The organism is Pseudomonas sp. R2-37-08W (genome assembly GCF_003851705.1).
In the GTDB taxonomy this organism is placed as follows: Bacteria; Pseudomonadota; Gammaproteobacteria; order Pseudomonadales; family Pseudomonadaceae; genus Aquipseudomonas.
Genome location: NZ_CP027728.1, coordinates 1173659 through 1199152, shown reverse-complemented (window position 1 = coordinate 1199152; position 25494 = coordinate 1173659). Strand labels below are relative to the sequence as shown.

The 25494-nt window shown below is 62.0% G+C and carries 25 protein-coding genes; 14 read left to right on the top strand and 11 right to left on the bottom strand.

Translation table 11 applies throughout. From position 1 onward, the window contains the following. The first annotated feature begins 197 nt into the window (after positions 1–197). From C4J93_RS05310 to rlmF, 5 genes are all read left to right on the top strand, one after another. Positions 198–1688, top strand: coding sequence for a leucyl aminopeptidase (locus tag C4J93_RS05310; protein ID WP_124406366.1), 1491 nt, complete (start codon positions 198–200; stop codon positions 1686–1688). A 55-nt stretch (positions 1689–1743) separates the two neighbouring features. Beyond that, complete coding sequence (locus C4J93_RS05305; RefSeq protein ID WP_124369754.1) at positions 1744–2172, top strand: DNA polymerase III subunit chi; 429 nt, start codon at positions 1744–1746, stop codon at positions 2170–2172. Positions 2173–2179: 7 nt separating this feature from the next. After that, positions 2180–2554: a DNA polymerase III subunit chi gene (locus C4J93_RS05300; RefSeq protein ID WP_124369753.1), complete on the top strand. Its 375-nt coding sequence runs from the start codon at positions 2180–2182 to the stop codon at positions 2552–2554. Positions 2555–2748: 194 nt separating this feature from the next. Beyond that, entirely contained in the window at positions 2749–5595 is a 2847-nt protein-coding gene (locus C4J93_RS05295) for a valine--tRNA ligase (RefSeq protein ID WP_124428764.1), read from the top strand. Positions 5596–5809: 214 nt separating this feature from the next. After that, the gene (gene rlmF, locus C4J93_RS05290; protein ID WP_124406363.1) at positions 5810–6829 is read left to right on the top strand and encodes a 23S rRNA (adenine(1618)-N(6))-methyltransferase RlmF; all 1020 of its coding nucleotides are present in this window, start codon (positions 5810–5812) and stop codon (positions 6827–6829) included. A 62-nt stretch (positions 6830–6891) separates the two neighbouring features. On the opposite strand, the gene C4J93_RS05285 is transcribed toward rlmF, so the two are convergent. Beyond that, positions 6892–7173 carry an HU family DNA-binding protein gene (locus tag C4J93_RS05285; RefSeq protein ID WP_003188840.1) on the bottom strand — a complete coding sequence of 94 codons (282 nt, stop codon included), beginning with the start codon at positions 7171–7173 and terminating at the stop codon, positions 6892–6894. A gap of 395 nt (positions 7174–7568) precedes the next feature. On the opposite strand from C4J93_RS05285, the gene yejK reads away from it, so the two are divergent. Beyond that, a complete protein-coding gene (yejK, locus tag C4J93_RS05280) occupies positions 7569–8573 on the top strand; it encodes a nucleoid-associated protein YejK (RefSeq protein WP_124361438.1) in 1005 nt (334 codons plus the stop codon). Beyond that, positions 8573–8923: a glutaredoxin family protein gene (locus tag C4J93_RS05275; RefSeq protein ID WP_124428763.1), complete on the top strand. Its 351-nt coding sequence runs from the start codon at positions 8573–8575 to the stop codon at positions 8921–8923. The genes yejK and C4J93_RS05275 overlap by 1 nt, the downstream gene beginning before the upstream one ends. 33 nt (positions 8924–8956) lie before the next feature. Here C4J93_RS05275 and C4J93_RS05270 read toward each other — a convergent pair whose 3' ends face one another. From C4J93_RS05270 to C4J93_RS05250, 5 genes are read right to left on the bottom strand one after another with little or no spacing between them, the layout of a single operon-like run. Continuing rightward, positions 8957–9934 (bottom strand): FecR family protein, encoded by a 978-nt coding sequence (locus tag C4J93_RS05270; protein WP_124428762.1) that lies wholly within the window; start codon positions 9932–9934, stop codon positions 8957–8959. Continuing rightward, on the bottom strand, positions 9931–10506 hold the full coding sequence (locus C4J93_RS05265; RefSeq protein ID WP_124428761.1) for an RNA polymerase sigma factor: 576 nt from the start codon (positions 10504–10506) through the stop codon (positions 9931–9933). The genes C4J93_RS05270 and C4J93_RS05265 overlap by 4 nt, the downstream gene beginning before the upstream one ends. Before the next feature lie 10 nt (positions 10507–10516). Further along, on the bottom strand, positions 10517–10843 hold the full coding sequence (locus C4J93_RS05260; protein WP_124428760.1) for a DUF3325 domain-containing protein: 327 nt from the start codon (positions 10841–10843) through the stop codon (positions 10517–10519). Continuing rightward, positions 10844–12418 (bottom strand): PepSY domain-containing protein, encoded by a 1575-nt coding sequence (locus C4J93_RS05255; protein WP_124428759.1) that lies wholly within the window; start codon positions 12416–12418, stop codon positions 10844–10846. It abuts the gene before it with no gap. Further along, positions 12415–12717 carry a DUF3649 domain-containing protein gene (locus tag C4J93_RS05250; RefSeq protein ID WP_124406358.1) on the bottom strand — a complete coding sequence of 101 codons (303 nt, stop codon included), beginning with the start codon at positions 12715–12717 and terminating at the stop codon, positions 12415–12417. The genes C4J93_RS05255 and C4J93_RS05250 overlap by 4 nt, the downstream gene beginning before the upstream one ends. Before the next feature lie 169 nt (positions 12718–12886). Between C4J93_RS05250 and C4J93_RS05245 the strand changes: the two genes are divergently transcribed. The 3 genes from C4J93_RS05245 (at position 12887) to fecA (ending at position 16741) form a co-directional block, all read left to right on the top strand. Further along, the gene (locus tag C4J93_RS05245; protein ID WP_124428758.1) at positions 12887–13375 is read left to right on the top strand and encodes a sigma-70 family RNA polymerase sigma factor; all 489 of its coding nucleotides are present in this window, start codon (positions 12887–12889) and stop codon (positions 13373–13375) included. Next, a complete protein-coding gene (locus C4J93_RS05240) occupies positions 13372–14313 on the top strand; it encodes a FecR domain-containing protein (protein WP_124428757.1) in 942 nt (313 codons plus the stop codon). Before C4J93_RS05245 ends, C4J93_RS05240 begins: the two co-directional genes overlap by 4 nt. Before the next feature lie 91 nt (positions 14314–14404). Beyond that, positions 14405–16741: a TonB-dependent Fe(3+) dicitrate receptor FecA gene (gene fecA, locus C4J93_RS05235; protein WP_124428756.1), complete on the top strand. Its 2337-nt coding sequence runs from the start codon at positions 14405–14407 to the stop codon at positions 16739–16741. Positions 16742–17073: 332 nt separating this feature from the next. Here the strand turns inward: fecA and C4J93_RS05230 are convergent, their stop codons facing one another. After that, positions 17074–17946, bottom strand: coding sequence for a LysR family transcriptional regulator (locus C4J93_RS05230; protein ID WP_124430842.1), 873 nt, complete (start codon positions 17944–17946; stop codon positions 17074–17076). A 104-nt stretch (positions 17947–18050) separates the two neighbouring features. Between C4J93_RS05230 and C4J93_RS05225 the strand changes: the two genes are divergently transcribed. Further along, positions 18051–19562 carry an MFS transporter gene (locus C4J93_RS05225; protein ID WP_124428755.1) on the top strand — a complete coding sequence of 504 codons (1512 nt, stop codon included), beginning with the start codon at positions 18051–18053 and terminating at the stop codon, positions 19560–19562. A gap of 55 nt (positions 19563–19617) precedes the next feature. On the opposite strand, the gene C4J93_RS05220 is transcribed toward C4J93_RS05225, so the two are convergent. Both C4J93_RS05220 and C4J93_RS05215 read right to left on the bottom strand, forming a co-directional pair. Beyond that, positions 19618–20028 (bottom strand): HPF/RaiA family ribosome-associated protein, encoded by a 411-nt coding sequence (locus tag C4J93_RS05220; protein ID WP_124403172.1) that lies wholly within the window; start codon positions 20026–20028, stop codon positions 19618–19620. Between the two features lie 211 nt (positions 20029–20239). After that, positions 20240–21187 carry a LysR substrate-binding domain-containing protein gene (locus C4J93_RS05215; RefSeq protein ID WP_124428754.1) on the bottom strand — a complete coding sequence of 316 codons (948 nt, stop codon included), beginning with the start codon at positions 21185–21187 and terminating at the stop codon, positions 20240–20242. Positions 21188–21324: 137 nt separating this feature from the next. Between C4J93_RS05215 and C4J93_RS05210 the strand changes: the two genes are divergently transcribed. Both C4J93_RS05210 and C4J93_RS05205 read left to right on the top strand, forming a co-directional pair. Further along, complete coding sequence (locus C4J93_RS05210; RefSeq protein ID WP_124428753.1) at positions 21325–22701, top strand: L-serine ammonia-lyase; 1377 nt, start codon at positions 21325–21327, stop codon at positions 22699–22701. A gap of 324 nt (positions 22702–23025) precedes the next feature. Continuing rightward, positions 23026–23343, top strand: coding sequence for a DUF3509 domain-containing protein (locus tag C4J93_RS05205; RefSeq protein WP_124361424.1), 318 nt, complete (start codon positions 23026–23028; stop codon positions 23341–23343). Here the strand turns inward: C4J93_RS05205 and C4J93_RS05200 are convergent. Beyond that, positions 23340–23828, bottom strand: a complete 489-nt coding sequence (locus C4J93_RS05200) for a phosphate-starvation-inducible protein PsiE (RefSeq protein ID WP_057724703.1) — start codon at positions 23826–23828, stop codon at positions 23340–23342. The genes C4J93_RS05205 and C4J93_RS05200 overlap by 4 nt on opposite strands. Before the next feature lie 320 nt (positions 23829–24148). Between C4J93_RS05200 and C4J93_RS05195 the strand changes: the two genes are divergently transcribed. Continuing rightward, complete coding sequence (locus tag C4J93_RS05195) at positions 24149–24409, top strand: YebG family protein (protein WP_003171979.1); 261 nt, start codon at positions 24149–24151, stop codon at positions 24407–24409. Positions 24410–24463: 54 nt separating this feature from the next. Here the strand turns inward: C4J93_RS05195 and C4J93_RS05190 are convergent, their stop codons facing one another. After that, positions 24464–25483, bottom strand: a complete 1020-nt coding sequence (locus tag C4J93_RS05190) for a Glu/Leu/Phe/Val dehydrogenase dimerization domain-containing protein (protein WP_124403169.1) — start codon at positions 25481–25483, stop codon at positions 24464–24466. Positions 25484–25494 lie beyond the last annotated feature (11 nt).

The window sequence follows — 25494 nt, the reverse complement described above, 5'->3', positions numbered from 1 at the left end:
ATGGCGCATTATCCTGTGATTGACCGCGCCTGTCACTGCGCAACCTCATGCGCACGCACAAAGCGTGCTTCGAGGGTTGTCAGGCTCCGCCGGCGAGGTTCAAACTGCGGCCTTTGTCGCTGGCGGTTTACAAGGCTGCCACGCTTTAAAGCCTGGGTACACGTGCCAGGCTCACCGACCTTATAAGGGACCCGAAAATGGAATTGGTTGTAAAAAGCGTTAGCCCCGAAACGTTGAAAACCGCCACCCTCGTGGTCGCTGTCGGCGAAGGCCGCAAACTCGGCGTTGCCGCCAAGCAACTCGATGAACTGAGCGGCGGCGCCATCAGCGCCGTGCTCAAGCGCGGCGACCTGGCCGGCAAAGTCGGCCAGAGCCTGCTGTTGCAGAGCCTGCCGAACCTCAAGGCTGAGCGCGTATTGCTGGTGGGTGTGGGCAAGGACGCCGAACTGGGCGACCGTCCGTTCCGCAAGATCATCAGCGCCATCCTTACCACCCTTAAAGGCCTGGGCGGCAGCGATGCGGCACTGGCACTCGATGAAATCGTCGTAAAAGGCCGTGACAGCTACGGCAAGACCCGTCTGCTGGCCGAAAGCCTGGTGGACGGCGGCTACGTTTTCGACCAGTTCAAGAGCCAGAAAGCCGAACCCCGCGCGCTGAAAAAAATCACCCTGCTGACCATCAAGGCTGCCCAGGCTGAAGTCGAGCGCGCCGTCACTCATGCAACGGCTATCGCCAACGGCATGTCGTTCACCCGCGACCTGGGCAACCTGCCGCCGAACATCTGCCACCCAACCTTCCTCGGCGAACAGGCCAAGGCGCTGGGCAAAGAATTCAAGGGCCTCAAGGTCGAAGTGCTGGACGAGAAAAAGATCAAGGACCTGGGCATGGGCTCCTTCTATGCCGTGGGCCAGGGCAGCGACCAGCCGCCACGCCTGATCGTGATGCAGTACAACGGCGGCAAGAAGTCCGAGAAACCATACGCATTGGTCGGCAAAGGCATCACCTTCGACACCGGCGGCATCAGCCTCAAGCCGGGCGCCGGCATGGATGAGATGAAGTACGACATGGGCGGCGCCGCCAGCGTGTTCGGCACCCTGCGCGCCGTGCTGGAACTCAAGCTGCCGATCAACCTGGTGTGCATCCTGGCCTGCGCCGAGAACATGCCGAGCGGCGGTGCTGCCCGCCCAGGCGATATCGTCACGACAATGAGCGGCCAGACCGTGGAAATCCTCAACACCGACGCCGAAGGCCGCCTGGTGCTGTGCGACGCGCTGACCTACGCCGAACGCTTCAAGCCGCAGGCAGTGATCGACATCGCCACCTTGACCGGTGCCTGCGTGGTTGCCCTGGGCGCCCACACATCGGGCCTGCTGGGCAATAACGACGAGCTGATCGAGCAATTGCTCAGCGCCGGCAAGGCCGCCGACGACCGCGCCTGGCAACTGCCGCTGTTCGACGAGTACCAGGAGCAACTGGACAGCCCGTTCGCCGACATCGCCAATATTGGCGGGCCGAAAGCCGGCACCATCACCGCAGCGTGCTTCCTGTCGCGGTTTGCCAAGAACTTCAACTGGGCGCACCTGGACATCGCCGGTACGGCATGGACCAGCGGCGGCAAGGACAAGGGCGCCACTGGCCGTCCGGTCCCCCTGCTGACCCAGTACCTGCTGGACCGCGCCAAGGCCTGAAACTGAAGATCCCGGGCGGCTATTCATATAGCCGCCTCGGGCTCCAGGAACCGCAATGACCCAAGTCGATTTCTACATCCTGCCCAGCGCCGATCCTTCAGCGCGGCTGGACTTTGCCTGCAAGCTCACCGAAAAAGCCTGGCGCATGGGCCATCGCATCTACCTGCATTGCAGCGATGCCGCCCAACGCGAGGACCTCGATGCCCGCCTCTGGCGCTTCAAGGGCGAAAGCTTCGTGCCCCACGGCCCCGCCGAATCCGAACCCGACGGCTTGGTCGTGCTGGGTCTGGGCGACAGTTGCGGCGACCACCATGACCTGCTGGTCAACCTCGACCTGAAAGTGCCGGCCTTCGCCAAGGACTTCGCCCGTGTGGCGGAAGTGGTGGTGGAGGACCCGGCTATTCGTCAGGCCGCGCGGGAGAGTTTCCGTTTCTACCGCGAACAGGGCTATTCTCTGCAGGATCACCGGCTACAACGACTTTGAGTACATGATGGACACGCCCAACCCGATGAAAAAAGACGACCACTTGCTGGACGACCTCGAGTCCATCCGTCAGTTGCTCGGTGATGATGACCTGCAACCGCCGCTGTTGACCGAATCGGTCGAGGCCGGGGTACAGATTCCATTGTTGTCCGACATGGTCGACCACCAGCCGGCTGCGCCCAAGCCCGTGGCCACGCCGCCCGCTCCCGCCGCAGAAAAAGCGCCCGACGCATTGCTGCTGCACCTGGACAACGAACTGCGCGCCGCCGCGCAACTGATCATGCAAGACGTGATCGCCGACTTTGCCCCGCACATCGAAGCCGAGATCAAGCGGCGGATGGATGCGCGGATGGAGCGACTGCTGAGTCAGTACCAATCCTGAGCCAGACAAAGATCCAATGTGGGAGGGGGCTTGCTCCCGATAGCTGAGTGTCAGTCAGTGATGTTGTGACTGATCCACCGCTATCGGGAGCAAGCCCCCTCCCACATTTGCTGTACGCCAACTCGCCCTCCTCGCCCTGCCCCGTTATACTTGCCGGCTTTCCTGAATAAATGCCAACTAGGGTCCCGCCGCGCATGGATAAGACCTATCAGCCCCACGCTATCGAAACTTCCTGGTACAACACCTGGGAGTCCGAGAACTATTTCGCCCCACAAGGTGCGGGCGACTCGTACACCATCATGATCCCACCGCCGAACGTCACTGGCAGCCTGCACATGGGCCATGGCTTCAACAATGCGATCATGGATGCGTTGATCCGTTTCCGCCGCATGCAAGGCCGTAACACGCTGTGGCAGCCTGGCACCGACCACGCCGGCATCGCCACCCAGATGCTGGTGGAACGTCAACTGGAAGCCACCGGCCAAAGCCGTCACGACCTGGGCCGCGAGAAATTCCTGGAGAAAATCTGGGAATGGAAAGACCAGTCTGGCGGCAATATCAGCCGTCAGATCCGTCGCCTGGGTTCGTCCGTGGACTGGAGCCGCGAGCGTTTCACCATGGATGACGGCCTGTCGGAAGCCGTGAAGGAAGCCTTCGTGCGCTTGCATGAAGACGGCCTGATCTACCGCGGCAAGCGTCTGGTCAACTGGGACACCAAGTTGCACACGGCGATTTCCGACCTCGAAGTGGAAAACCACGACGAGAAAGGCTTCCTGTGGAACCTCAAGTATCCGCTGGCTGACGGCGCCAAGACCGCTGAAGGCAACGATTACCTGATCGTCGCCACCACCCGTCCGGAAACCATGCTCGGCGACGCCGCCGTCGCAGTTAACCCGAACGACGCGCGCTACCAGGCGCTGATCGGCAAGTTCGTCGAGTTGCCACTGGTTGGCCGCCGCATCCCGATCATCGCCGACGACTACTGCGACCCTGAATTCGGCACCGGCTGCGTGAAAATCACCCCGGCCCACGATTTCAACGACTACGAAGTCGGCAAGCGCCACAACCTGCCGCTGCTGAACATCTTCGACAAGAACGCCGCCGTATTGCCGGCCTGCCAGGTATTCAACCTGGACGGTACGCTGAACGAGAGCATCGACGGCAAGATCCCGGCCGAATACGCCGGCCTCGACCGTTTTGAAGCGCGCAAGCAGATCGTTGCCGCCTTCGACGCCGCCGGTTTGCTGGTGAGCGTGGACGACCACGGCCTGAAAGTGCCCAAGGGCGACCGTTCCGGCACGGTGATCGAGCCATGGTTGACCGACCAGTGGTACGTGTCGACCAAACCCCTGGCCGAGCCTGCGATTGCCGCCGTTGAAGACGGTCGCATCCAGTTCGTGCCCAAACAGTACGAGAACATGTACTTCTCGTGGATGCGCGACATCCAGGATTGGTGCATCAGCCGCCAGTTGTGGTGGGGCCACCGCATTCCGGCCTGGTATGACGAGTCGGGCAAGGTCTACGTAGGCCGCGACGAAGCCGAAGTGCGTGCCAAGCACCACCTCGGCGCCGACATCGCGCTGCAACAGGACAACGACGTACTGGACACCTGGTTCAGCTCCGGCCTGTGGACCTTCTCCACCCTGGGCTGGCCGCAGCAGACCGAGTTCCTGAAGAAGTTCCATTCCACCGACGTGCTGGTCACCGGTTTCGACATCATTTTCTTCTGGGTTGCCCGGATGATCATGCTGACCATGCATTTGGTGAAGAACGAAGACGGCACCCCGCAGGTACCGTTCAAGACCGTCTATGTGCACGGTCTGGTGCGCGATGGCCAGGGCCAGAAGATGTCCAAGTCCAAGGGTAACGTCCTGGACCCGCTGGACATCATCGACGGCATCGACCTGGAAACCCTGGTGCAGAAACGCACCTCGGGCCTGATGCAGCCGAAGCTGGCGAAAAAGATCGAAAAGCAGACCCGCGACGAGTTCGCCGACGGCATCGCCAGCTACGGCACCGACGCCCTGCGCTTCACGTTCTGCTCGCTGGCGTCCACCGGCCGCGACATCAAGTTCGACATGGGCCGCGTCGAAGGCTATCGCAACTTCTGCAACAAGATCTGGAACGCCGCGCGCTACGTGCTGGATAAAGGCGAAGACTGCGGCCAGAACGGCGAAGCCTTTGAGCTGAGCCTGGCCGACCGCTGGATCATTTCGCAGTTGCAGCGCACTGAAGCCGAAGTCACCCGCCAGCTCGACCAGTTCCGGTTCGACCTGGCCGCACAAGCCTTGTACGAGTTCATCTGGAACCAGTATTGCGACTGGTACCTGGAACTGTCCAAGCCAGTGCTGTGGGACGAAAACGCGCCGCTCGAGCGCCAGCGCGGCACCCGTCGCACCCTGGTGCGCGTGCTGGAAGTGGCGTTGCGCCTGGCGCATCCGTTCATGCCGTTCATCACCGAAGAAGTCTGGCAGCGCCTGGCGCCGCTGGCCGGTATCGAAGGCAAGACCATCATGCTGCAACCTTGGCCTGTGGCCAACGAAGCACGTATCGATGAGGCCGCCGAAAGCGATATCGAATGGCTCAAGACCTTGATGCTCGGCACGCGCAACATCCGCGCCGAGATGAATATCGGTCCGGGCAAGCCGCTGGCCGTGTTCGTCAAGAACGCCAGTGCCGAAGACCAGCGTCGCCTCAGCGAGAACGATGCGCTGCTCAAGAAGCTGGCGAAACTGGAGTCGATTACCGTATTGGCTGATGGCGCCGAAGCACCGCTGTCGGCGACCGCGCTGGTCGGCGACATGGAAGTACTGGTGCCGATGGCCGGCCTGATCGACAAGGGCGCGGAACTGGCCCGACTCGACAAGGAAATCGCCCGCCTGCAAGGCGAAGTGCAGCGAGTGGGCGGCAAGCTGTCCAACGCGGCCTTCGTCGACAAGGCGCCGGCCGAAGTGATCGACAAAGAACGCGCCAAGTTGGCCGAGGCTGAACAAGCCCTGGGCAAGCTGGCGGAACAACATGCACGGATTGCCAGCCTGTAAGGGCCAAACCGTGTGAAAAAAAAGAGACCTTCGGGTCTCTTTTTTTGTGCATGCGGTCAATGTGGGAGGGGGCTTGCTCCCGATGGCGGTGGGTCAGCTGGCAGATAAATGACTGACATACTGCCATCGGGAGCAAGCCCCCTCCCACATTTGAACGAGTTGGGCTCAGGATGTGTGACAATGCCCATCACTTTGAGCCAACACCAGAATCATCATGACCGCCCCCACTACGCCAAAACCTCCACGCAAGAAGCCTAAAACCGCAGCCACGGCCAAACCCGTCGCGCCGCGCAAAGAGGCTACCCTGCACCCGCGCAACCGCCACACCGGCCGTTACGACTTCCCGGCGCTGATCAAGACCACGCCGGAACTGGCGCAATTCGTGATCATCAACCCCTACGGCAAGGAAAGCATCGACTTCGCCAACCCGGACGCGGTGCGGGTGTTCAACCGGGCGCTGCTCAAGGCTTTCTATGGCATCCAGCACTGGGACATCCCGGCCGATTACCTGTGCCCGCCGGTGCCGGGGCGTGCCGACTACGTGCACTGCCTGGCCGACCTGCTGGCCAGCGTCAACGACGGCAAGATTCCGCGCGGTTCCATCGTCAAGGTGCTGGACATCGGCATGGGCGCCAATTGCGTCTACCCGCTGATTGGCTATATGGAGTACCGCTGGAACTTCCTGGGCTCGGAGGTCGATCCTATCGCCGTGGCCGCCGCCAAAGCCATCGTGCAGTCCAACGACCTGAGCAAAGTCATCCAGCTGCGCCTGCAACCCAATCCCAAGCATATCCTGCTGGGCCTGCTGGAACCTGCCGAGCGCTTTGACCTGACCATGTGCAACCCGCCGTTCCATGCCTCGATGGATGAAGCGACCAAGGGCAGCGAGCGTAAATGGCGCGCCTTGGGCAAGGCCGATCCCAAGCGCAAGTTGCCGGTGTTGAACTTCGGCGGCCAATCGGCCGAGCTGTGGTGCGAGGGCGGTGAAGCGCGTTTCGTCACGCAATTGATCGCTGAAAGTGCGCACTTTGCCCACAAGGTGTTGTGGTTCAGCACTCTGGTGTCAAAAGCGTCGAACCTGCCGGCGATCGAGACTGCGCTGAAAAAAGCCGGTGTGCTGGAAAGCCAGGTGGTGGAAATGTCCCAGGGGCAGAAGCAAAGCCGCTTTGTGGCCTGGACCTTCCAGACCAAGAACGAACAGCAGCTCTGGCGCCAGCGCTGGGTTCGCGACTGATATCGCAGGCAACAAAAAACCGTGCCCGGATCGCTCCGGTGCACGGTTTTTTTTACTGCGTCTTACTTGTTAACAGCGTCGGTCAGGCCTTTGGCCACAACCAGCTTGATAACTTTCTTGGCAGCGATTTCGATGGCAGCGCCAGTCGAAGGGTTACGGCCAGTACGGGCAGGACGCTCGGTCACTTTCAGTTTGCCAACGCCTGGCAGAGTGATTTCGCCGCCGTTTTCCAGCTGATCAGCAACAACCTGGCTCAGTTGGTCCAGCAGAGCGCGCACGGTAGTTTTCGGTGCGTCTACTGCTTCAGCCAGGTCGGCGATCAGTTGGTCTTTAGTAATAGCCATTGTGGTGTTCCTTCCCTATCAAATTCATATGGATTGCAGAGTGCAGTGTCAGCCGTCGAGCCCGACCTTCTTGGCCTGGCACCCCGGTTATAACCTCGGAGAACGGGGTTATAGATGCTTGAAACGGGGATTGGTTCGACCTGACAAATGCTGAATGCACGCTTAACGCCGAGACTTGGCGTAAGACCGGGCAAAACTAGCACAGAGACGGGGAAATATCCGCCTCAACATACCCATTTGGTCAGCTTTATCGCTCTAAACCGTGAAAAAAAGGCATATACCCGGTCGGACAACGTCCAAAACGCCCTTCCAGGCGCGTCTTGACCAATGGGTGCGGTACACTGGGCAACTTTTTGGGGAGGCTCACCGCTCCCCTTCAACCAGCCGAGAAGCCTATGCCGATCCGTCATTGCATCGTCCACCTGATCGACAAAAAACCCGACGGCACACCCGCAGTTCTGCATGCCCGTGACTCGGAGCTGTCCGAATCCGCCGCCATCGAGAACATGCTCGCCGACCTCAACGAGAGCTACAACGCCAAACAAGGCAAGGCCTGGGGTTTCTTCCATGCCGAGTCCGGCGCGCACCCGTTCAGCGGCTGGTTGAAGGACTACTTTGACGGTGGTCAGGATTTCACCGCGTTCAGCCGTACGGCGGTGGAGCATCTGCAGAAGCTGATGGAAGAGTCCAACCTGTCCACTGGCGGCCATGTGCTGTTTGCCCACTACCAGCAAGGCATGACCGACTACCTGGCTATCGCCCTGCTGCACCACAGCGAAGGTGTGGCGGTGACCGACGAGCTGGACGTGACCCCCTCGCGCCACCTGGACCTGGGCCAACTGCACCTGGCGGCGCGGATCAACGTATCCGAATGGCAGAACAACAAGCAGTCCAAGCAATACATCTCCTTTATCAAAGGCAAGAACGGCAAGAAGGTCTCGGAGTATTTCCGCGACTTTATCGGCTGCCAGGAAGGTGTCGACGGCCCGGGCGAAACCCGCACCCTGCTCAAGGCGTTCAGCGACTTCGTTGAAAGTGAAGACCTGCCTGACGAATCGGCCCGCGAGAAAACCAAGACCCTGGTGGACTACGCCAGCAGCCAGGCCAAGCTCGGCGAGCCCATGGGCCTGGAAGAACTGTCCGGTTTGATCGATGAAGATCGGCCCAAGGCGTTCTACGACCACATTCGCAACAAGGACTACGGCCTGTCGCCGGAAATCCCTGCCGACAAACGCACCCTCAACCAGTTCCGCCGTTTCACCGGCCGCGCCGAAGGCTTGTCCATCAGCTTTGAAGCGCACCTGCTGGGCGACAAGATCGAATACGACGAAGCCGCCGGCACCTTGATCATCAAGGGCCTGCCGACCCAACTGACCGATCAGCTCAAGCGCCGTAACTGATGCTTGGCGGCGTGCTCAAGAAAGTCCTGCTGGTGCTGCTGGTGGTCGTGGTGATTCAGAACTGGGGCAAGATCGAGCGGCTGTTCAACCCCTCGCAGGTGGTTTCGGAGCAGGAACGCGCCTCGGCGCGCGTGGTGCTCTACGCCACCGAGTGGTGCGGCTACTGCAAGCAGACCCGGCGTTTCCTGGACCAGAAAGGCATTCCTTACCAGGCCTTCGATATCGAGAAGGACGCCCAGGCGCGCAAGGCGTATGAAGCATTGGGCGGGGGCGGGATTCCGTTTGTCGACGTCAATGGCACGTTGATCCGCGATTACAACCCGGATGCGATCATGGCCGCGTTGAAGTAACACCCCCTCCCACATTGGTTTTGTGGTGAGGGCTTAGCGCACCACAATCATCCGGCCCAGCACTGTGTGCTGCTCAAAGCCCAGCACCGCTTGCAGGGCATTGAGCACCGCTAGCGGGTCCTTGCTTGGAAAGCTGCCGCTGACGCGTTTGGCGCCCATCTCGTCATTGAGCAACAGGATGCGGCCGGGATAATAGCGCGCCAAATCCTCGATCACCTCGGCCAGCGGCGCCTTGTAGTAATTGAGCCATCCATCGCGCCAGGCCAGGCGTGCTTCGCTGTCTACCGCATGCAGCGGCTCGGCTACACCCTCGGCGTAGGCTACTTGCTGGCCTGCCGTCAGAATTTGCTGCGGCGCCTGTTTGGAGGGCGTCACACCAACCCGACCGGACAACACGGTCACCTGTGCCCCCGCCGGTTGCAGGCGCACTTCGAACTGCGTGCCCAGCACCCGCGTTTCTCCGCTGCCCGCCTCGACCATAAACGGCTGGCCGGTGTGGACAACCTGGAAAAACCCGGCCCCTCGACGCAACTGGACATGCCGCTCGCCGTGGCTGAAATCCACGGCAATGGCGCTGTCGGCGTCGAGGGTAACGTGGGACTGATCGGCCAGGGTCACGGTCCGCACTTCCCCTGGCGCCGTCACGTAATCGGCGCCGAAGTCATCGACCCAGCGCGACGGTTGCCAACCGGCGCCCACCGCTACCATCAACAACACACAGGCGGCCGCGGCCAAGGCGCCAGACCAGCGCAACGTGCGCGAGCGCGTGGAACGGTTCATCACATTGAGATAGCCCTGCAACGCCTGCGCGTCTTCGTCGGCCAAGGTGCGTGCCGGTACTTCGCTCAACTCCCACAGCACCTGGGCCTGGGAATAGGCGTGGACATGGGCGGGGTCGGCCCGCAACCATTGGCTGAAGCTGGCTTGATCGCCACTGCTGGGCTGGTCGTGCAGCAGGCTCAGCCAGGCGAGCGCGGCCTGTTCCTGGGCAGGCGTGGGCGTCACGTTCACGGTGCTTTTCCTGGCGTGCGTGGGGGCGACGGTTCGCTCAGGCTCGCCTTGCAGGCTTGGAGGGCACGCATCATGTGTTTTTCCACAGCGCTTTGGGACACGCCCATCGCCTTGGCGATTTGCGCGTATTTGCGGCCGTGGATGCGGTTGAGCAGGAAAATCTGGCGAGTGCGCTCGGGCAAACTGCGCAAGGCGGCTTCGACATGACGCAAATCATTGCCCGCTTCGAGGGCCGCCTGGGGTTCGCAGCCCTGGTTGCCCTGCTGTTCCGGCAGCCAGCCTTCATTACTGCGCACGCGGGCGCCTTCGCTGCGCAAATGGTCGATGGCGATATTGCTGGCGCAGCGCAGCAGGTAGGTGCTGAGCTCTTCGACCTGCACCAGCGGGCGACGCCAGAAGCGCAGGAACAGGTCTTGCACCAGATCCGCCGCCGTGGCGCGGCAACCGACACGGCGGCTGACCAGCGCCTCCATCTGCGAACGCTGGGACAGGAACACCTGCAGGAAATGCGCCCGCCCACCGGCGGCGTCCGGGTGCGAACGGTCTTGAGGCTTCGGCGCAGGGCTGATCATCCTGGGCAACTCAGAACAGGCCGAACGCCGCGACCGGGCTGGCCAGCAGGCCTACGCCCGCGAGGCTCAACGCCAGCCGTGGCCGATACGGCAGCAGCAGCACCAGCAGCAAAGCACTGAGCATCAACACCGCGCACCACACCACCAATCCCTGGCCCCAGCCCATGGCGGCCACCGCCGGCCAGGGCGACAGCGCCAGCAGCGACCAACCGGCCGCACGCAACCCCAGACGCCGTAAAGGCGAGGGTTTGCTGCGCAGCAACTCGCCGTGATGGCGGTCGGTCGACAGGCACAGCGCGGTAAACCCGGCGTAGCACATGAGCAGCGCGAGCAGCATTCAGCTGGCCTCCTGTTTGAACGTCAATGCACCTGCGCGCGGCGCCTTGGGCTGCGTTGCGGTGCGGCGCTGCATCTTCCAGGCGGCCCAGCCCAGAAACAGGCCGCAGGCCAGGCACGTCAGGTCGAAGCCGGCCATGGCCCAGTCGCCACTCACCAGGGAAACGCCCAAATGGTGGGAAGTGGTCAGTGCATTGACCAGCGGGATGGCCACCAACAGCAGCGCGCCCACGCTCAATTGCTCGACCCACGCCGGGCGGCCGCGCCGCAACAGCGCGTGCAGCAGGCTCAGGGCCCAAGCGATAAAGAAGGCGCGCACTTCCCAGTCGGAACGCTCGGCGAAGCTCACCGGCAACAAACGGTTCGCCCAGAAGAACAGTGCGATGGCGATCACCAGGCCGGACATGCTGGCAATATTCAGCACCTCCACCAGGCGCAGCTCAAACGGCATCATGCCGGTTTTGGCGTGCTTGAACTGGCGCTTGCCGATCCAGATCACCAGCCCGGTACCGATCATCGCCGTGCCGGCCAGGCCACAGACAAAGTACAGCCAGCGCAGCATCGGGCCGGCGAAATGGCCCATGTGCAAACCGTAGAAACCGCCGCCGATGACCGCCGGCAACGACGGCTCGCCACTGGCCCGCAACAGTTCGCCCGTGGTGCCGCTGAACGATAGGCTGCTGCCGAAATCCTGCGCCACGCTGTCGGACCCGGCGCGGAACACATTCACCGCGGCGTTGACGTCACTCGGATTATTCACCGCCAAGCGTCCGACATGCCCACCCGCCCACTGTTGCTGCGCCTGCTGGTACATCGGCCACAATGCCAGCAAGGTGCCCGGCTGGCCGAGCGCCGGCGCGTTATCGGCACTGGGGAACACCTCATTGAAGAACGCACGGCTGTCGTTGCCATACGAAGCCATGATCGGCGCCGGCATCACCATGTTCATGAAAATCACCAGGCTGCTGTAGGTGATCATCAGGTGGAACGGCAACACCAGCACGCCCACCGCGTTGTGCCCGTCCAGCCAGGAACGCTGGCCTTTGCGCGGGCGGAAGGTGAAGAAGTCCTTGAAGATTTTCTTGTGGGTGATGATGCCGGTGATCAGCGCGACGAACATCACCATGGCGGCGATGGTCGACAGCCAGCGGCCCCACGGGTAAGGCATTTGCAGCTGGAAGTGGAAACGGTAGAAGAATTCGCCACCCATGCTTTCACGGGCTTGCACCGCTTGGCCGCTGACCGGGTCGAGGATTTTCCGGGTGAAATTGCCGCGCTTGCCGGGGTCGACCTTGTCTTGCCACATCACCGACAGGCCGGGGTCGCGGCGGGTGGGCAAGGTGATGAACCAGTGCGCGGCAGTGGGCGCCTGTTGCTGCAGATAGCGCTGCGCCACGGCGAGGCTGCGCGCGTCGTCCAACGGGTGGGCCTGCACTTCGGGCTGCATCCAGTGGGTTATTTCGTCCTTGAAATAAGCCAGGGTGCCGGTCAGGAAAATCGCGAACAGCAGCCAGCCGAAGATCAACCCCGCCCAGGTGTGCAGCCAGGCCATGGCTTGGCGAAAGCCTTCCTTCATGTGCGCGCCACCCAGAAACCGATGCCCGCCAGGGTGGCGAACAGCGCGCTTGGCAGCATCACCCCCGCCCAGGCACGCCATGCCGTGCGGCAGGCAAAACACCAGAGCACTGCCAGCAGGTAGAACACGAACGAACTCATCATGCCGGTGATCACCGCATCGGCGCGGGTCGTGGGCAGCCACAGTGCGAGGCAGATAGCGGCCAGGGAGGCCATCAGATAACCGCCGACCACCGCCGCCAGCACCCGGGAGGTGACGGCAAGGCGATAGGACGCGGGCAGTGGGGTTTTGCTGTTCATGCGACAGGCGCCAAGTTCATCAGCGCGCAATATTAATGATAAATATTCTCATAAGCAAAAGAGAACGGATGAATCACCGGCTTCGCGGATTGCCGAACCTCGTCCCCGCCCCTACAATGCGAACAATTCTTGTTCTCTAAAGCATGCCGATGCTGATGGAGTGATCCCGTTGCCACCGTCCCACACCGTCGAAGTTCTGTACAACGACCATCATCACTGGCTTACCGGCTGGTTGCGACGCAAGCTCGGCTGCCCGGAAAGCGCCGCCGACCTGGCCCAGGACACCTTCATCCGTGTACTCAGCGCACGGGAAGCGCCAACGCTGAACGAACCCCGCGCCTTTCTCACCACGGTCGCCAAGCGCGTGCTGTTCAACTTTTACCGTCGCCAGGACCTGGAACGCGCCTACCTCGATGCCCTGGCGCAACTGCCGGAGCAGGTGACGCCGTCTGAGGAAGACCGCGCCATCATCCTGCAAACCCTGGTGGAGCTGGACCAATTGCTCGACGGCCTGCCGGTCCAGGTCAAGCGCGCCTTCCTGCTGGCCCAGCTCGATGGCCTTACCTATGCGCAAATCGGTGCGCAGTTGGGTATCTCCATTGCCACGGTCAAACGCCATCTGCATAAAGCCGCCCTGCGCTGCTACTTCGCTCTATGAACATCTCGCCCACCGTTGCCGAACAAGCCGTGCACTGGTTGCTGCAAATGCAGCAAGGCACGCTCGACCCGCGCCAACAGGCCGCCTGGCAGCAATGGCTGGATGCGCACAGCGAGCACCAGCGCGCGTGGGACCACATCCAGCGCGTCAACCAGCGCCTGCGCGGCGTGCCTTCGCCCCTGGCGCACGCGGCGTTGAATGCACCGGCGTCCAACAGCCGGCGCCAGGCGCTGAAACTTCTGTTGCTCCTCGGCGCCGGTTCGGCGGCAGCCTGGAGCCTGCGCCAGCAGCGTATTCTGCCGCCGCTGACCGCCGACTACCGCAGCCCTGTCGGCCAGCGCCGCACCGTGCAGTTGGCCGACGGCAGCCAGTTGCAGCTCAACACCGGCAGCGCGGTGGATGTGCATGTCGATAGCCAGCAGCGACTGATCCGCCTGCTCGAAGGTGAAATCCTGCTGACCGCCCGCGCCGGTGCCACGCCGCTGCGCGTACTCACCAGCCAGGGTCTGCTCAGCAGCCAGGCGGCGCGCCTGAACGTGCGGCAGTTCAGCGACCATACTCAATTGGCGGTGCTCGACGGCCGGGTCGACGTGATGCCCAACCACTACAGCGGCCTGCCGCTGACCGTCGAGGCCGCGCATCAGGTCAATTACACCCGCAAAGGCTGGGACAGCCCTCGCCCCACTGACGCCAACAGCGGCGCTTGGGCAGACGGCATGCTGGTGGCTGCGCATATGCGCCTGGAGGATTTCCTCGGCGAACTGGGGCGCTACCGTCGCGGCCAGCTCAATTGCGACCCGCAGGTGGCAAACCTGTTGCTGTCAGGCAGCTATCCACTGGATGACAGCGAACGCATCCTCGACCTGCTGGAAGTCAGCCTGCCGGTCACCGTGCGACGCTTTACCCGCTACTGGGTGACGGTTCAGGCCCGCGCCTGAAATTATTCAGAAAAACAGTGAGCCGTTTTCCAGTCCTCGCGTGACAGAGAAGGAAAGCCACCTTGATCCTTCCTTCTCAGGACCGCCCTTCATGCCCCTGCAACCGACGCTTCTTGCCCGTTCCCTGCGCCAACTCCTCCTCGGCGCCAGCCTCAGCCTGACCGCGCTGCCCCCAGTGATGGCGGGCGAAGCCAAGGCCTATCACATCGCACCGACCAGCCTGGAAGCGGCCCTGAACCAGTTCGGCCGCGAAGCCGGGGTGCTGGTGTCTTTCGGCTCCGAGGTCACCGCCGGCCTGCAAAGCCCGGGCTTGTCGGGCACCTACAGCACCGCCGAAGGCCTGAATAAACTGTTGGAAGGCAGTGGCCTGCAAGCCCGTGCCGAGGGCGACAACGCCTACAGCCTGCAACCGGCCAGCGCCCCGGTGACCCTCGAGCTGCAGACCTCCAACGTGGTCGGCAACTGGCTCGGCGATGCAGCGCAGACCAACGTGTTCGAACACCCCGGCGCGCGCGATGTGATCCGCCGCGAAGCCTTCGAACGCCAGGGCGCGACCCAGGCCCGCGACGTGCTCAACCGCATCCCCGGCGTCAACGCCCCGGACAACAACGGCACCGGCAGCCACGACATGGCGCTGAACTTCGGTATTCGCGGGCTCAACCCACGCCTGGCGTCGCGCTCCACGGTATTGATGGACGGCATTCCCGTGCCTTTCGCACCATATGGCCAGCCGCAACTGTCATTCGCACCGATCAGCATGGGCAACATGGACGCGGTCGACGTGGTACGCGGCGGCGGCGCGGTGCGCTACGGCCCGCAAAACGTCGGCGGCATCGTCAACTTCGTGACCCGTGCGATCCCGGATGCGCCCACCGTCAAAGGCGGCCTGCAAACCGAAACCAGCCCGTCCTCCAGCCACGACGGCTTCAAGACCACCGGCAACCTGCTGGCCGGTGGCACCGCCGACAATGGCCTGGGCGGCGCGCTCCTGTACTCCGGCACCCGTGGCGGCGACTGGCGCGAAAACAGTGACACGCGCATCGACGACCTGATCCTCAAGGGCAAATACCAACTGGACGACGCCAACAGCTTCAACGCCATGGCGCAGTACTACGAAGGCCAGGCCGATATGCCCGGCGGCTTGAACGTCAAGGACTACAAGGCTGACCCGTACCAGTCGACCCGCCCCTACGATAAGTTCTGGGGCCGCCGTACGATGTTCAACTTAGGCTACCGCTACGAGCAGGACCGCCGTGAGTTCACGGTCAACAGCTTCTTCACCAAGACGCTGCGCAGCGGTTACCTCGACCAGGGCAACTTCCTCTCGCTGTCACCGCGCGAGTACTGGGTACGCGGCCTGGAAACCCGCTTCGCCCAAGGCTTCGACCTCGGCCCCACCACACACGAAGTCGGCGTCGGCTACCGCTACATCAATGAAGCCGGCCACGAGCTGCGCTACCGCACGCCGATTGCGGCCAACCAGCAAATCCCGACCACCGACAGCCGCAACGACCGCGACACGCGCGGCGGCACCGAGGCCAATGCGTTCTTCATCGACGACCGCATCGATATCGGCAAGTGGACCCTCACGCCGGGCATCCGCTACGAGATGATCAAGTCCCAGCAGACCAACAACCTGAGCAACGTCAATTACAAAGGCGACTACAACACTGCGCTGCCGGCGTTGAACGTGCTCTACCACCTCACCGACGACTGGAACCTCTATGCCAACACTGAAGGCTCGTTCGGCAGCGTGCAGTACAGCCAGATGCCCAACCGCGTGAGCAGCGGTGAAGTGAAACCGGAAAAAGCCCGCACCTGGGAGCTCGGTACGCGCTATGACAACGGCAGCCTGCGCGCGGAAATCGGTGCGTTCCTGATCAATTTCGACAACCAGTACGACAGCAACCAAACCAGTGACACCGTGATCGCACGCGGTGAAACGCGGCACCAGGGCATCGAGTCGAGCATCAACTATGCCCTCGACGGCTTGAATCCTGCGCTGGCCGGCTTCGATGTGTACGCCACCTATGCGTATGTCGACGCGACCATCCGCGAAGACGGCCCGAACAAAGGCAACCGCGTGCCCTTCTCGTCCAGGCACAAAGGCACCCTCGGCGTGGGTTACACCGAAGGCCCGTGGAAGCTCAACCTGGACAGCAGCTACCAGAGCAGCCAATTCGCCGACAACGCCAACACCCAGGCCGAAAGCGCCGACGGCGCGAATGGACGCATCCCCGGCTACATGCTGTTCAGCAGCCGCGCAGCGTATGACTTCGGCCCACAGCTGTCGGACTTGAACGTGGCGGTCGGCGTGAAGAATATCTTCAACAAGCAGTACTACACGCGCTCGTTCGACGATAACAACAAGGGCAAGTACGTGGGTGAGCCGCGCACGGTGTATGTGCAAACGTCTATCGCGTTCTGACTGCCTGCCTTTGTAGATCACAAAAAATCCAAATGTGGGAGGGGGCTTGCTCCCGATGGCGGAGTGTCAGTCGGCTTATCTATAGCTGACCCACCGCAATCGGGGGCAAGCCCCCTCCCACATTGTATCTGTGGTGTTATTCAAGCCCCGGACTGGTTCATCGACTTCAGCTCGATGGCCAGACCGAATCTCTAAGCGGTACTCGGTCAAATGTGGGAGGGGGCTTGCCCCCGATGGCGGTGGGTCAGTTAAAAATATACTGACTGACACTCTGCTATCGGGAGCAAGCCCCCTCCCACATTTGAGTCTCGGTGTGTCCGGGATTTCGGGTTCTAACTGCCCGCCAGGCAACTGGGGGTGGCCGCGACCAGGGCGTCGATGGCGCATCGGGTCTTGGCCGGCATGTGCGTCGCCGTCGGCCAGATCACATGGATGGGGGCCGGCTGTTCGCGGAAATCGGCCAGCACCGCCGCCAGTTGCCCGCGCAGCGCATAGTGGGCGATCAACCAACTCGGCAACCAGGCCAGCCCCACACCCGCGATGGCCGCATCGGCCACGGCCTGGAGGTCGTCCAACACCAAGGGCGTGACCAGGCGCGAGCGATGAGCGCTGTTAGTGCGGTAGGCAATGCCGCGATGAGCCGACAAGTCTTCAATACAGGCAATGGGGCCCGTGCGCTGCAAATACGCAGGCGACGCCGCCAGGCCCATGACCTGCTCGCCCAGGCGCCGCGCACTCAGGCGGTCGGTATCCGGTAGTGGGCCGATGCGCACGGCAAGATCGAAGCCTTCCTGCGACAGATCGGTCATGCGGTCGGAGAAACTGATATCGATCTCCAACTGTGGATAGCGATCCATCAAGCCCCACAGCGCAGGCGCGGCATAGTGGTGACCAAACGCCAGCGGCAAACTCGCGCGTAAGCGCCCGCGTGGCTGCTGACGGCCGCTTTCCAGCACCGACTCGGCCGCCTCCAGCTCTGCCAGCGCGCGCAGACAGTGCTCGTAATACGCCTGCCCATCCTCGGTCAGACGCTGGCGGCGCGTAGAGCGTTGCAATAGGCAAGTGCCCAACCGCGCTTCCAACCGCGCCAGGCCCTTGCCCACTGCCGAACGGGTGAGATTCAGCCGGTCGGCGGCTGCGCTCAGGCTGCCGCTCTCGACGATTTGCACAAACAGCTCGACGCCATCGAAACGTGGGGTGCTCATCATAGTTTGTCGCCCTGCATTCCCTTATCCATGGAAAAATCATCGCAAATAAAGCACCAGATTCCCGAGAGAATAATCCCTCCCACTCTCGAAAGGAACGTCGCATGCCACCCGCCGCCACGCTATCGGCCCTCAGCCCACCGCATGTCGCCAGAAACGGTCTGGCGCTCACCGCCGTGTGCCTTGTGGCCCTGATGTTCGGCCTGGAAATCTCTAGCGTGCCGGTCATCCTGCCCACCCTGGAGCGCGAACTGGGCACGGGGTTTCAAGATGCCCAATGGATCATGAATGCCTACACCCTGGCCTGCACCAGCGTGCTGATGGCAGCAGGCACCCTGGCCGATCGCTTTGGCCGTCGACGCGTGCTGGTGCTGTGCCTGTGGGTCTTCGGCCTGGCTTCGCTGGCCTGTGGCTTGGCCAACGACGCGTCGACGCTGATCGTGGCGCGTTTCGTCCAGGGCATCGGCGCCGGCGCGATGATGATCTGCCAGTTCGCGATACTGTCGCACTTGTTTCGGGAACCGGCGGCACGCGCCCGGGCATTCGCGATCTGGGGCGTGATTGCCGGCGTGGGCCTGGGGTTCGGGCCGATGGTCGGTGCGCTAATCCTGGCAGTCGCGGACTGGCGCTGGGTGTTTCTTGCGCATGTGCCTCTCACCCTGTTCACCTTGGTGCTGTTGCGCATCAGCGTGCATGAATCCCGCGACCCGGCCAGCCATCGTCTCGATATCGCTGGCATGCTGACCTTGACGCTGGCGGTGTTCGCCCTGGTGTACTTCATCACCCAGGGCGCCGAGCATGGCTTCACCACACCGGGCATGCTCGGCTGGGCGGGTTTGGCGCTGGTGGCGTTGCTGCTGTTCATCGTGGTTGAAAAGCGCAGCGCCCATCCGATGTTCGATTTTTCGGTGTTGCGCATCCAGCGCTTCACCGGTGCACTGATGGGCTCGATCGGCATGAACTTCAGCTTCTGGCCGTTCATGATCTACCTGCCGCTGTATTTCCAGGCCGGCCTGGGCTACGACACCCTGACCACCGGCGGCGCCCTGCTCGCCTACACCTTGCCCACCTTGCTGGTGCCGCCGCTGGCCGAGCGCCTGGCCCTGCGCTACGGCGCCGAACGCATCATACCCGTGGGCCTGGCGACGATGGGCACGGGGTTTCTGGCAATGGCCGCCGCCAATGGCGCCGCGCAGCCAAGCACGCTGCTGGTGCTGCTCAGTTGCGTGATCGCCGGCATCGGCCTGGCGCTGACCAACTCGCCTACCACCAACACCACTACGGGCGCCGTCTCGGCTGACCGCGCGGGCATGGCCTCAGGTATCGACTTCAGCGCACGGCTGATCACCCTGGCGCTCAACATCGCGTTGATGGGCCTGGTGCTGTTGCTGGGGATCAGCCATTACCTGGCCGAGGTCATGCCGCCAAGCACGGCAATAGATTGGCCGGCCCTCAGCCAGCACATCGCGGCGGGCAAGCTGGACGCGCCGGGATTGGCGTTCAACGAGGCCCAGGCGGCGCTGCGCAACGGCGCCGGCTGGGCCATGCTCTTTGCAGGGTTGGGTACTTGCGGGCTGGCGATGCTTAGCGGGTATTTCTTCAAACAGCGCCGTTGAACGAAAACGGGCCTGCATGCGCAGGCCCGTTTTCAATGGGGAGTGAAAAAAACTATCAGCCGTTGAATACGGCCCGTTCTTTTTCCAGAAACTCCTGTTCAAGCTCATCTTCATTGACTTTGGTGGTCGGCTGGTTTTTACCGGCAGCGCGGGGCTTGCCTTGCAGTTTGCCGAATAGATGTTCCAGCGCGTGGTCGAGCTTGGTGGCCGCGCCATCGATCGCTTGTTCCAGCGTATCGGCTTTATGGCAGACCGAAATCGCTTGATGGCCTTTTGGACGTGCCTCCAGACGGCAACTTAAATCGTGGGGACCGGGCTTGTCGCCGTTCTCATCCCGCAGGTAGACCTCGACACGGGTCAGGTCTTCTTCATAACGTTCGAGCGTGCTCTCAATGGTAGTACGTACCCACTCCTCCAGTCGGATGCTGCTTTCAATATGGTTATCGCTATTGACTTGGATTTGCATAGTTCTTCCCTTTTCAGCTAGCTCGCCAGAGATCACAAACTGCAACACCGGGGTGGTGAAACCATGACCTCCTGATTACACAATTGAGCACTCGCTGAAACAATTCAACCCCTTTGCAAAGATAAATCCTACATTACAAATTAACCCTGACGACAAGCAAAAACGCTGTTAGGGTGGGGAGTTAGTTACATCTTCTTACCCCTGAATATCCTCACAATTGCCCCGCTCCCATTGGGTGCAGTGCCCGGAAAATCCCCGCCTCCTCCACCAGCCAATCATGCACCGCACGCACGCCCGGATGGTTCAATGCGCCTGGCGCATACAGCAGCACGTAGCGTTTGTGGTTGGGCACGGCCAGGCCGAACGGCACGATCAGGCTGCCGCGTTCCAGTTCATCGTTGAGCAATGTGCGTCGCGCAATCGCGACGCCCATACCGGCAATGGCGGCCTCGATGGTCAGGTGGTTGCGGTTGAAGGTGTGCCCGCGGCGCACATCGGCGTCGTGGTAACCAATGGCATCCAGGTAAAACTCCCATTCGGCATACTCATAACTCCCACGCCAGGCGGTGATGTCGTGCAACAGCGGGAAATGCACCAGGTCCGCCGGCCCATGCAACGGCGGGCGCCCGCGTAGCAGGCTGGGGGCGCAGACCGGAAAGATCTGTTCGTCCAGCAGCGCTGTGGATAACAGGCCTGGGTAGCTACCGTCGTTCAGGTCGACGGCCAGGTCGAAGTCGCCCTCGTGCAGGGCGATGCTGCTGTCTTCGGCGACCAGGCGCAGTTGAATGTCTGGAAAGCGCTGCTGCAACCGTGGCAGACGCGGGGTCAGCCACTTGCCAAGAAACGACGGGATCGAACGCAGGCGCAAGGTGCCGCTGATCATCCCAGCGTCCAGGCGCTGTAATTCGGCGTCAATGCTGCCATAGGCCTCCCCCACCACCGCCGCAAGGCGTTGCCCTTCGGCGCTGAGCTCCACGCCCCTGGCGCGCCGATGAAACAGTCGAAAGCCCAGGCGCTCCTCCAACTGGCGAATCTGCTGGCTCACCGCCCCCGGCGTGATGTGCAGTTCTTCGGCGCAGCGGGTGAACGACAAGTGCCGTGCAGCGCATGAAAACACATGCAGCCAGCCATACGTCTGGCCATGAAGGGGGCGGGTCATAGCGTTTAGTCCTGCTAAAGAGTGTCTTAGGATAATTCGTTGGTCAGTGCTGATCCAGAGGCTCAGTATCGCGTCAATTCCGCCTGCTCTACAAAACATGGCAGCGATTTCTACTCCATTGCTTGTAAGGCTTTAGCATGGCTATCAGTGTTTTCGATCTATTCAAGGTGGGCATTGGCCCGTCCAGCTCCCATACCGTCGGCCCGATGCGCGCTGCGGCGACCTTTGCCCAGGCATTGATCGACCAGCGATTGCTCAGTGAAACCCGCCGCGTCGAAGTGCGTTTATACGGTTCGCTGTCAGCTACCGGCGTCGGCCACGCTACCGATCGCGCCTGTGTGATGGGCTTGATGGGAGAATGGCCGGATCGCATCGACCCCACCTCGATCAACGCGCGCATCCAGCAACTGCGCGAGTCCGGTCAACTGCTCCTCGCCGGCCAGCAGAACATTGCCTTCGACTGGCACACCGACCTGCTGCTGCTCGACGAAAGCCTGCCCTACCACCCCAACGCCATGTCCCTGCACGCCTATGGCGACAGCGGCCTGCTAAGCGAGCAAACCTATTATTCGGTGGGCGGTGGTTTCATCATCGAAGCTGCCGAAGCCGCGTCGGGCATTGCGCCGACCAGCGATGTGCAATTGCCCTACGAGTTTTCCAGCGCCGTCGAGCTGTTGGCCTTGTGCAACCAGCACGGCCTGCGGGTTTCGGAGTTGATGATGGCCAACGAACGAGCGTGGCGCAGCGACGCAGACATCCGCAGCGGCCTGCTGCATATCTGGTCGGTGATGCGCGAGTGTGTGGAACAAGGCCTGCGCGATGAAGGCATTCTGCCCGGTGGGCTGGATGTACCGCGTCGCGCTGCGAAATTGCACCGCAGCCTGTTGGAAATCGGCAAGCCCAACGTGATCACTTCGACCTTGTCAGCCATGGAGTGGGTCAACCTGTTCGCCCTCGCCGTCAACGAAGAAAACGCCGCAGGCGGGCGCATGGTCACCGCACCGACCAATGGCGCGGCAGGGATCATCCCGGCGGTGCTGCATTACTACATGAAGTTCAACGCCGACGCGTCCGATGACGACGTCGTCAATTTCTTTCTGGCCGCCGCCGCCGTCGGCATCCTCTGCAAGAAAAACGCCTCGATCTCCGGTGCCGAAGTCGGCTGCCAGGGCGAAGTCGGCTCGGCCTGCGCCATGGCCGCCGCCGGGCTGGCAGAGATCCTCGGCGCTACACCTGAGCAACTGGAAAACGCCGCCGAAATCGGCCTGGAACACAACCTCGGCCTGACCTGCGACCCGGTTGGCGGCCTCGTGCAGGTGCCGTGCATCGAGCGCAACGCCATCGCGGCGGTCAAAGCGATCAATGCCACCCAAATGGCCCTGCGCGGCGACGGCAAGCACTTTATTTCCCTCGACCGGGTGATTCGCACCATGCGCGATACCGGCGCCGACATGCATGACAAATACAAAGAAACGTCACGGGGCGGCCTGGCGGTCAGCTGGGTGGAGTGCTGACCGGGATGACTGCGCCGTCAGCGGTCGTTTTTTGCGTACTGCCCTGAAACGGATCACCGTTCCCAGCACAACCTGTATCAAATGTGGGAGGGGGCTTGCCCCCGATAGCGGTGTGTCAGCCAATAAATGCTCGGCTGGAAGACCGCTATCGGGGGCAAGCCCCCTCCCACATGAGTTGCTGATCGTCTGGCAGTGCGCTGTACGGCACGGCCCTTGCTGTACAGCCTCTGAGGAAAACGGACTTTGGCCGGTGGTCAGGCAACGCGAACTATTCCCGACACCGGTCGTCAATGACTGCATGTTCTTATCAGGCGGTAACGCACCATGGACAACCCTTTTCAGATCATCACCGACACCTTCAGCCCCCAATACCGCGTCAACCTGAGCATCCAGCGGCTGGACGGCAGCATCATGCTCACGCTCTCCGATGACAGCGGCGTAGTGGCCAAACGCATGATCAGCGCCGAACAACGCAACGACCCGCAACGGCTCAAGCGCCTGGTGCAGAGCATCCAGTTCGGCATCGCCATCGAGCAGGGTCACAGCGCCATGGAAATCCTCGCGGTGATGACCGATGGCGACAATCACAAGCTCTTGCAGCCACCGCCCACCCGTAGCCTGCCGTTCAGCGTCGGGCTTTAAAGCTCGCCCTTCTCGGTTTCCAGGCTCGCCTCGCCCTTACGACGCGGGCCTTCGACCTTCACCGACGGAAAGGCCGACGACGCGTAGCGCACCACTAGGATCGCGAAGGCCAGCAGCAGAATCCCACCGCACAGGTAGATAATGCCCACATCCGGCGGGTTGTGATGGGACACGTTGGAGATCAGCAGACGCGTCAGCGCGGTGATTGCCACGTAGATCAGGAAGCGCACCGGCATGTGGTTGGTCTTGAAATAGATCCCGACCATGGCGCCCAATTCCAGGTAGATGAACAGCAGCAAGATGTCATCGATCTTGATATGCCCGTTCTCCAGCATCCCGAGAAACTCCATCACCGCCGCCCAGGCAGTGACCGCCCCGATGGCGAACAGCGCCAGGTAGTGGAACGACTCCACAAACAGATTGCCCAGCGACTCGGCCAGCCCATGGACTTGTTGACGCAGCTTTTCGGCCCAGTTGATTTTCACGATGATGTTTCCTTAGGTCGGCTCGACCGGATAATGCGGGAGGGACGTGACGGTTGTTCTGCATGCAGAAAAAAGGCCAGCACGTGCATAAGATGATGGCTCGATGGCATGAGACACAGATTAATCAGGGCGCTCACCAGACCTAGAGCAAAGGGGCGAGCGTGCTCGCCACAATGAGCATTTGCGCTGTAGCAAACCCCCATTTCCCAACTACATTAAAAACCTACTATCCAAACCCCCGCGTTTGGCTTATGCTTTTCGCTGTATATAAATACAGTAGTCGCAAAAGACAACTATCGTGAAGGCATGTGAGGTGGTGAATGGCCGTCGAAGTGGTATACCGCAGCAGCCGAGATCTGGAGCGTTTGTTCATGGATAAAGCCGAAGCTGACCGTCATGACAAGATGCTTGAACTCGCTGAGTTGCTGGCAGAAGTGTTGCAAAAAGCCGTGCCGTCCTTGAGCGAGCAGCAGGTGGAGGAAGCCGGGATCTACATGGCGAAGAACCGCGATGTATTTGCCAAGGCGTTCAAGAGCCAGCCGGACGCGTTGTCCGAGTTGCTGAACGCGGCGGCGGAATAAAGCCCGAATTGAACAGGCCCTGAATCATGGATTCAGGGCCTTTTTAATGCCTGTTCATTGGTACAGCAGGCGCTCGGCGAGCTCATCCGCGACCCGTGCCGGGGAGCGTTTTTCGGCTTGGGCATGGGCGTAGACTTCGGTCAGGCGCTTGCCGATGTTGGACAGGTGCGCGGTGATGCTCGCCAGCTCGGCGCCGCTGTGTTTGAGCGCGACATAGATCAGGCCGCCGGAATTGATCACGTAGTCCGGGGCGTAGAGGATGCCGCGCCCTTCCAGTTGGTCGGCCACTTGCAGGTTGGTCAATTGCGCGCTGGCAGAGCCAGCCACGGCGGCGCAGCGCAGTTGGCCGACGCTCTGGCGATTGAACACCGCACCCAGGCCGCAAGGCGCGAGGATATCGCAGGGCGTGCTGAGCAAAGCGTCGTTGGCGATGGGGTGGGCACCCAATTGCTCCATGGCCAGTTGCACCTTGCCATGGTCGATGTCGCTGACCAACAGTTCGGCACCCGCCGCGTGCAGTTGTTCGGCCAGGGCGTAACCGACATTGCCCAGGCCCTGCACCGCCACGCGCAGGCCTTCGAGGTTGTCGCTGCCCAGGCGAGCCATGGCGGTGGCGCGGATGCCGGTGAACACGCCCATGGCCGCATGCGGTGCAGGGTCACCGGCGGCCGTGGTGCTGGTGACGAACCGGGTGTGTTGGGCGATGCAATCCATGTCGGCGACAGAGGTGCCGCTGTCGATGGCGGTAATGTAGCGCCCGCCCAGTTGCTCCACACAGCGACCGAAGGCTTCAAACAGGCTTGCGCGGCTCTCCACATGGGCGGGGCGCAGGATCACCGCCGTGCCGCCGCCCACCGGCAAGCCCGCCAAAGCGGCCTTGTAGCTCATGCCTTGAGCCAGGCGCGCGGCATCCGCCATGGCACTTTCATCATCGGGGTAGGCAAGATAGCGGCAGCCGCCCAGGGCCGGGCCCAGGCGGCTGTTATGAATGGCGATGATCGCCTTCAGCCCGCTCACCGGGTCGACGCTCAGGTGCAGCGATTCCAGGCGGGTGCTGTGCATGAGCGCAAACATCGTCGTGCTCC

Excerpts from the sequence above, each read along its gene's own strand:
- C4J93_RS05310 (WP_124406366.1), top strand. The coding sequence starts at position 198 with ATGGAATTGGTTGTAAAAAGCGTTAGCCCCGAAACGTTGAAAACCGCC.
- C4J93_RS05305 (WP_124369754.1), top strand. The coding sequence starts at position 1,744 with ATGACCCAAGTCGATTTCTACATCCTGCCCAGCGCCGATCCTTCAGCG.
- C4J93_RS05300 (WP_124369753.1), top strand. The coding sequence starts at position 2,180 with ATGGACACGCCCAACCCGATGAAAAAAGACGACCACTTGCTGGACGAC.
- C4J93_RS05295 (WP_124428764.1), top strand. The coding sequence starts at position 2,749 with ATGGATAAGACCTATCAGCCCCACGCTATCGAAACTTCCTGGTACAAC.
- rlmF (WP_124406363.1), top strand. The coding sequence starts at position 5,810 with ATGACCGCCCCCACTACGCCAAAACCTCCACGCAAGAAGCCTAAAACC.
- C4J93_RS05285 (WP_003188840.1), bottom strand. The coding sequence starts at position 7,173 with ATGGCTATTACTAAAGACCAACTGATCGCCGACCTGGCTGAAGCAGTA.
- yejK (WP_124361438.1), top strand. The coding sequence starts at position 7,569 with ATGCCGATCCGTCATTGCATCGTCCACCTGATCGACAAAAAACCCGAC.
- C4J93_RS05275 (WP_124428763.1), top strand. The coding sequence starts at position 8,573 with ATGCTTGGCGGCGTGCTCAAGAAAGTCCTGCTGGTGCTGCTGGTGGTC.
- C4J93_RS05265 (WP_124428761.1), bottom strand. The coding sequence starts at position 10,506 with ATGATCAGCCCTGCGCCGAAGCCTCAAGACCGTTCGCACCCGGACGCC.
- C4J93_RS05260 (WP_124428760.1), bottom strand. The coding sequence starts at position 10,843 with ATGCTGCTCGCGCTGCTCATGTGCTACGCCGGGTTTACCGCGCTGTGC.
- C4J93_RS05255 (WP_124428759.1), bottom strand. The coding sequence starts at position 12,418 with ATGAAGGAAGGCTTTCGCCAAGCCATGGCCTGGCTGCACACCTGGGCG.
- C4J93_RS05250 (WP_124406358.1), bottom strand. The coding sequence starts at position 12,717 with ATGAACAGCAAAACCCCACTGCCCGCGTCCTATCGCCTTGCCGTCACC.
- C4J93_RS05240 (WP_124428757.1), top strand. The coding sequence starts at position 13,372 with ATGAACATCTCGCCCACCGTTGCCGAACAAGCCGTGCACTGGTTGCTG.
- fecA (WP_124428756.1), top strand. The coding sequence starts at position 14,405 with ATGCCCCTGCAACCGACGCTTCTTGCCCGTTCCCTGCGCCAACTCCTC.
- C4J93_RS05230 (WP_124430842.1), bottom strand. The coding sequence starts at position 17,946 with ATGAGCACCCCACGTTTCGATGGCGTCGAGCTGTTTGTGCAAATCGTC.
- C4J93_RS05225 (WP_124428755.1), top strand. The coding sequence starts at position 18,051 with ATGCCACCCGCCGCCACGCTATCGGCCCTCAGCCCACCGCATGTCGCC.
- C4J93_RS05220 (WP_124403172.1), bottom strand. The coding sequence starts at position 20,028 with ATGCAAATCCAAGTCAATAGCGATAACCATATTGAAAGCAGCATCCGA.
- C4J93_RS05215 (WP_124428754.1), bottom strand. The coding sequence starts at position 21,187 with ATGACCCGCCCCCTTCATGGCCAGACGTATGGCTGGCTGCATGTGTTT.
- C4J93_RS05210 (WP_124428753.1), top strand. The coding sequence starts at position 21,325 with ATGGCTATCAGTGTTTTCGATCTATTCAAGGTGGGCATTGGCCCGTCC.
- C4J93_RS05205 (WP_124361424.1), top strand. The coding sequence starts at position 23,026 with ATGGACAACCCTTTTCAGATCATCACCGACACCTTCAGCCCCCAATAC.
- C4J93_RS05195 (WP_003171979.1), top strand. The coding sequence starts at position 24,149 with ATGGCCGTCGAAGTGGTATACCGCAGCAGCCGAGATCTGGAGCGTTTG.
- C4J93_RS05190 (WP_124403169.1), bottom strand. The coding sequence starts at position 25,483 with ATGTTTGCGCTCATGCACAGCACCCGCCTGGAATCGCTGCACCTGAGC.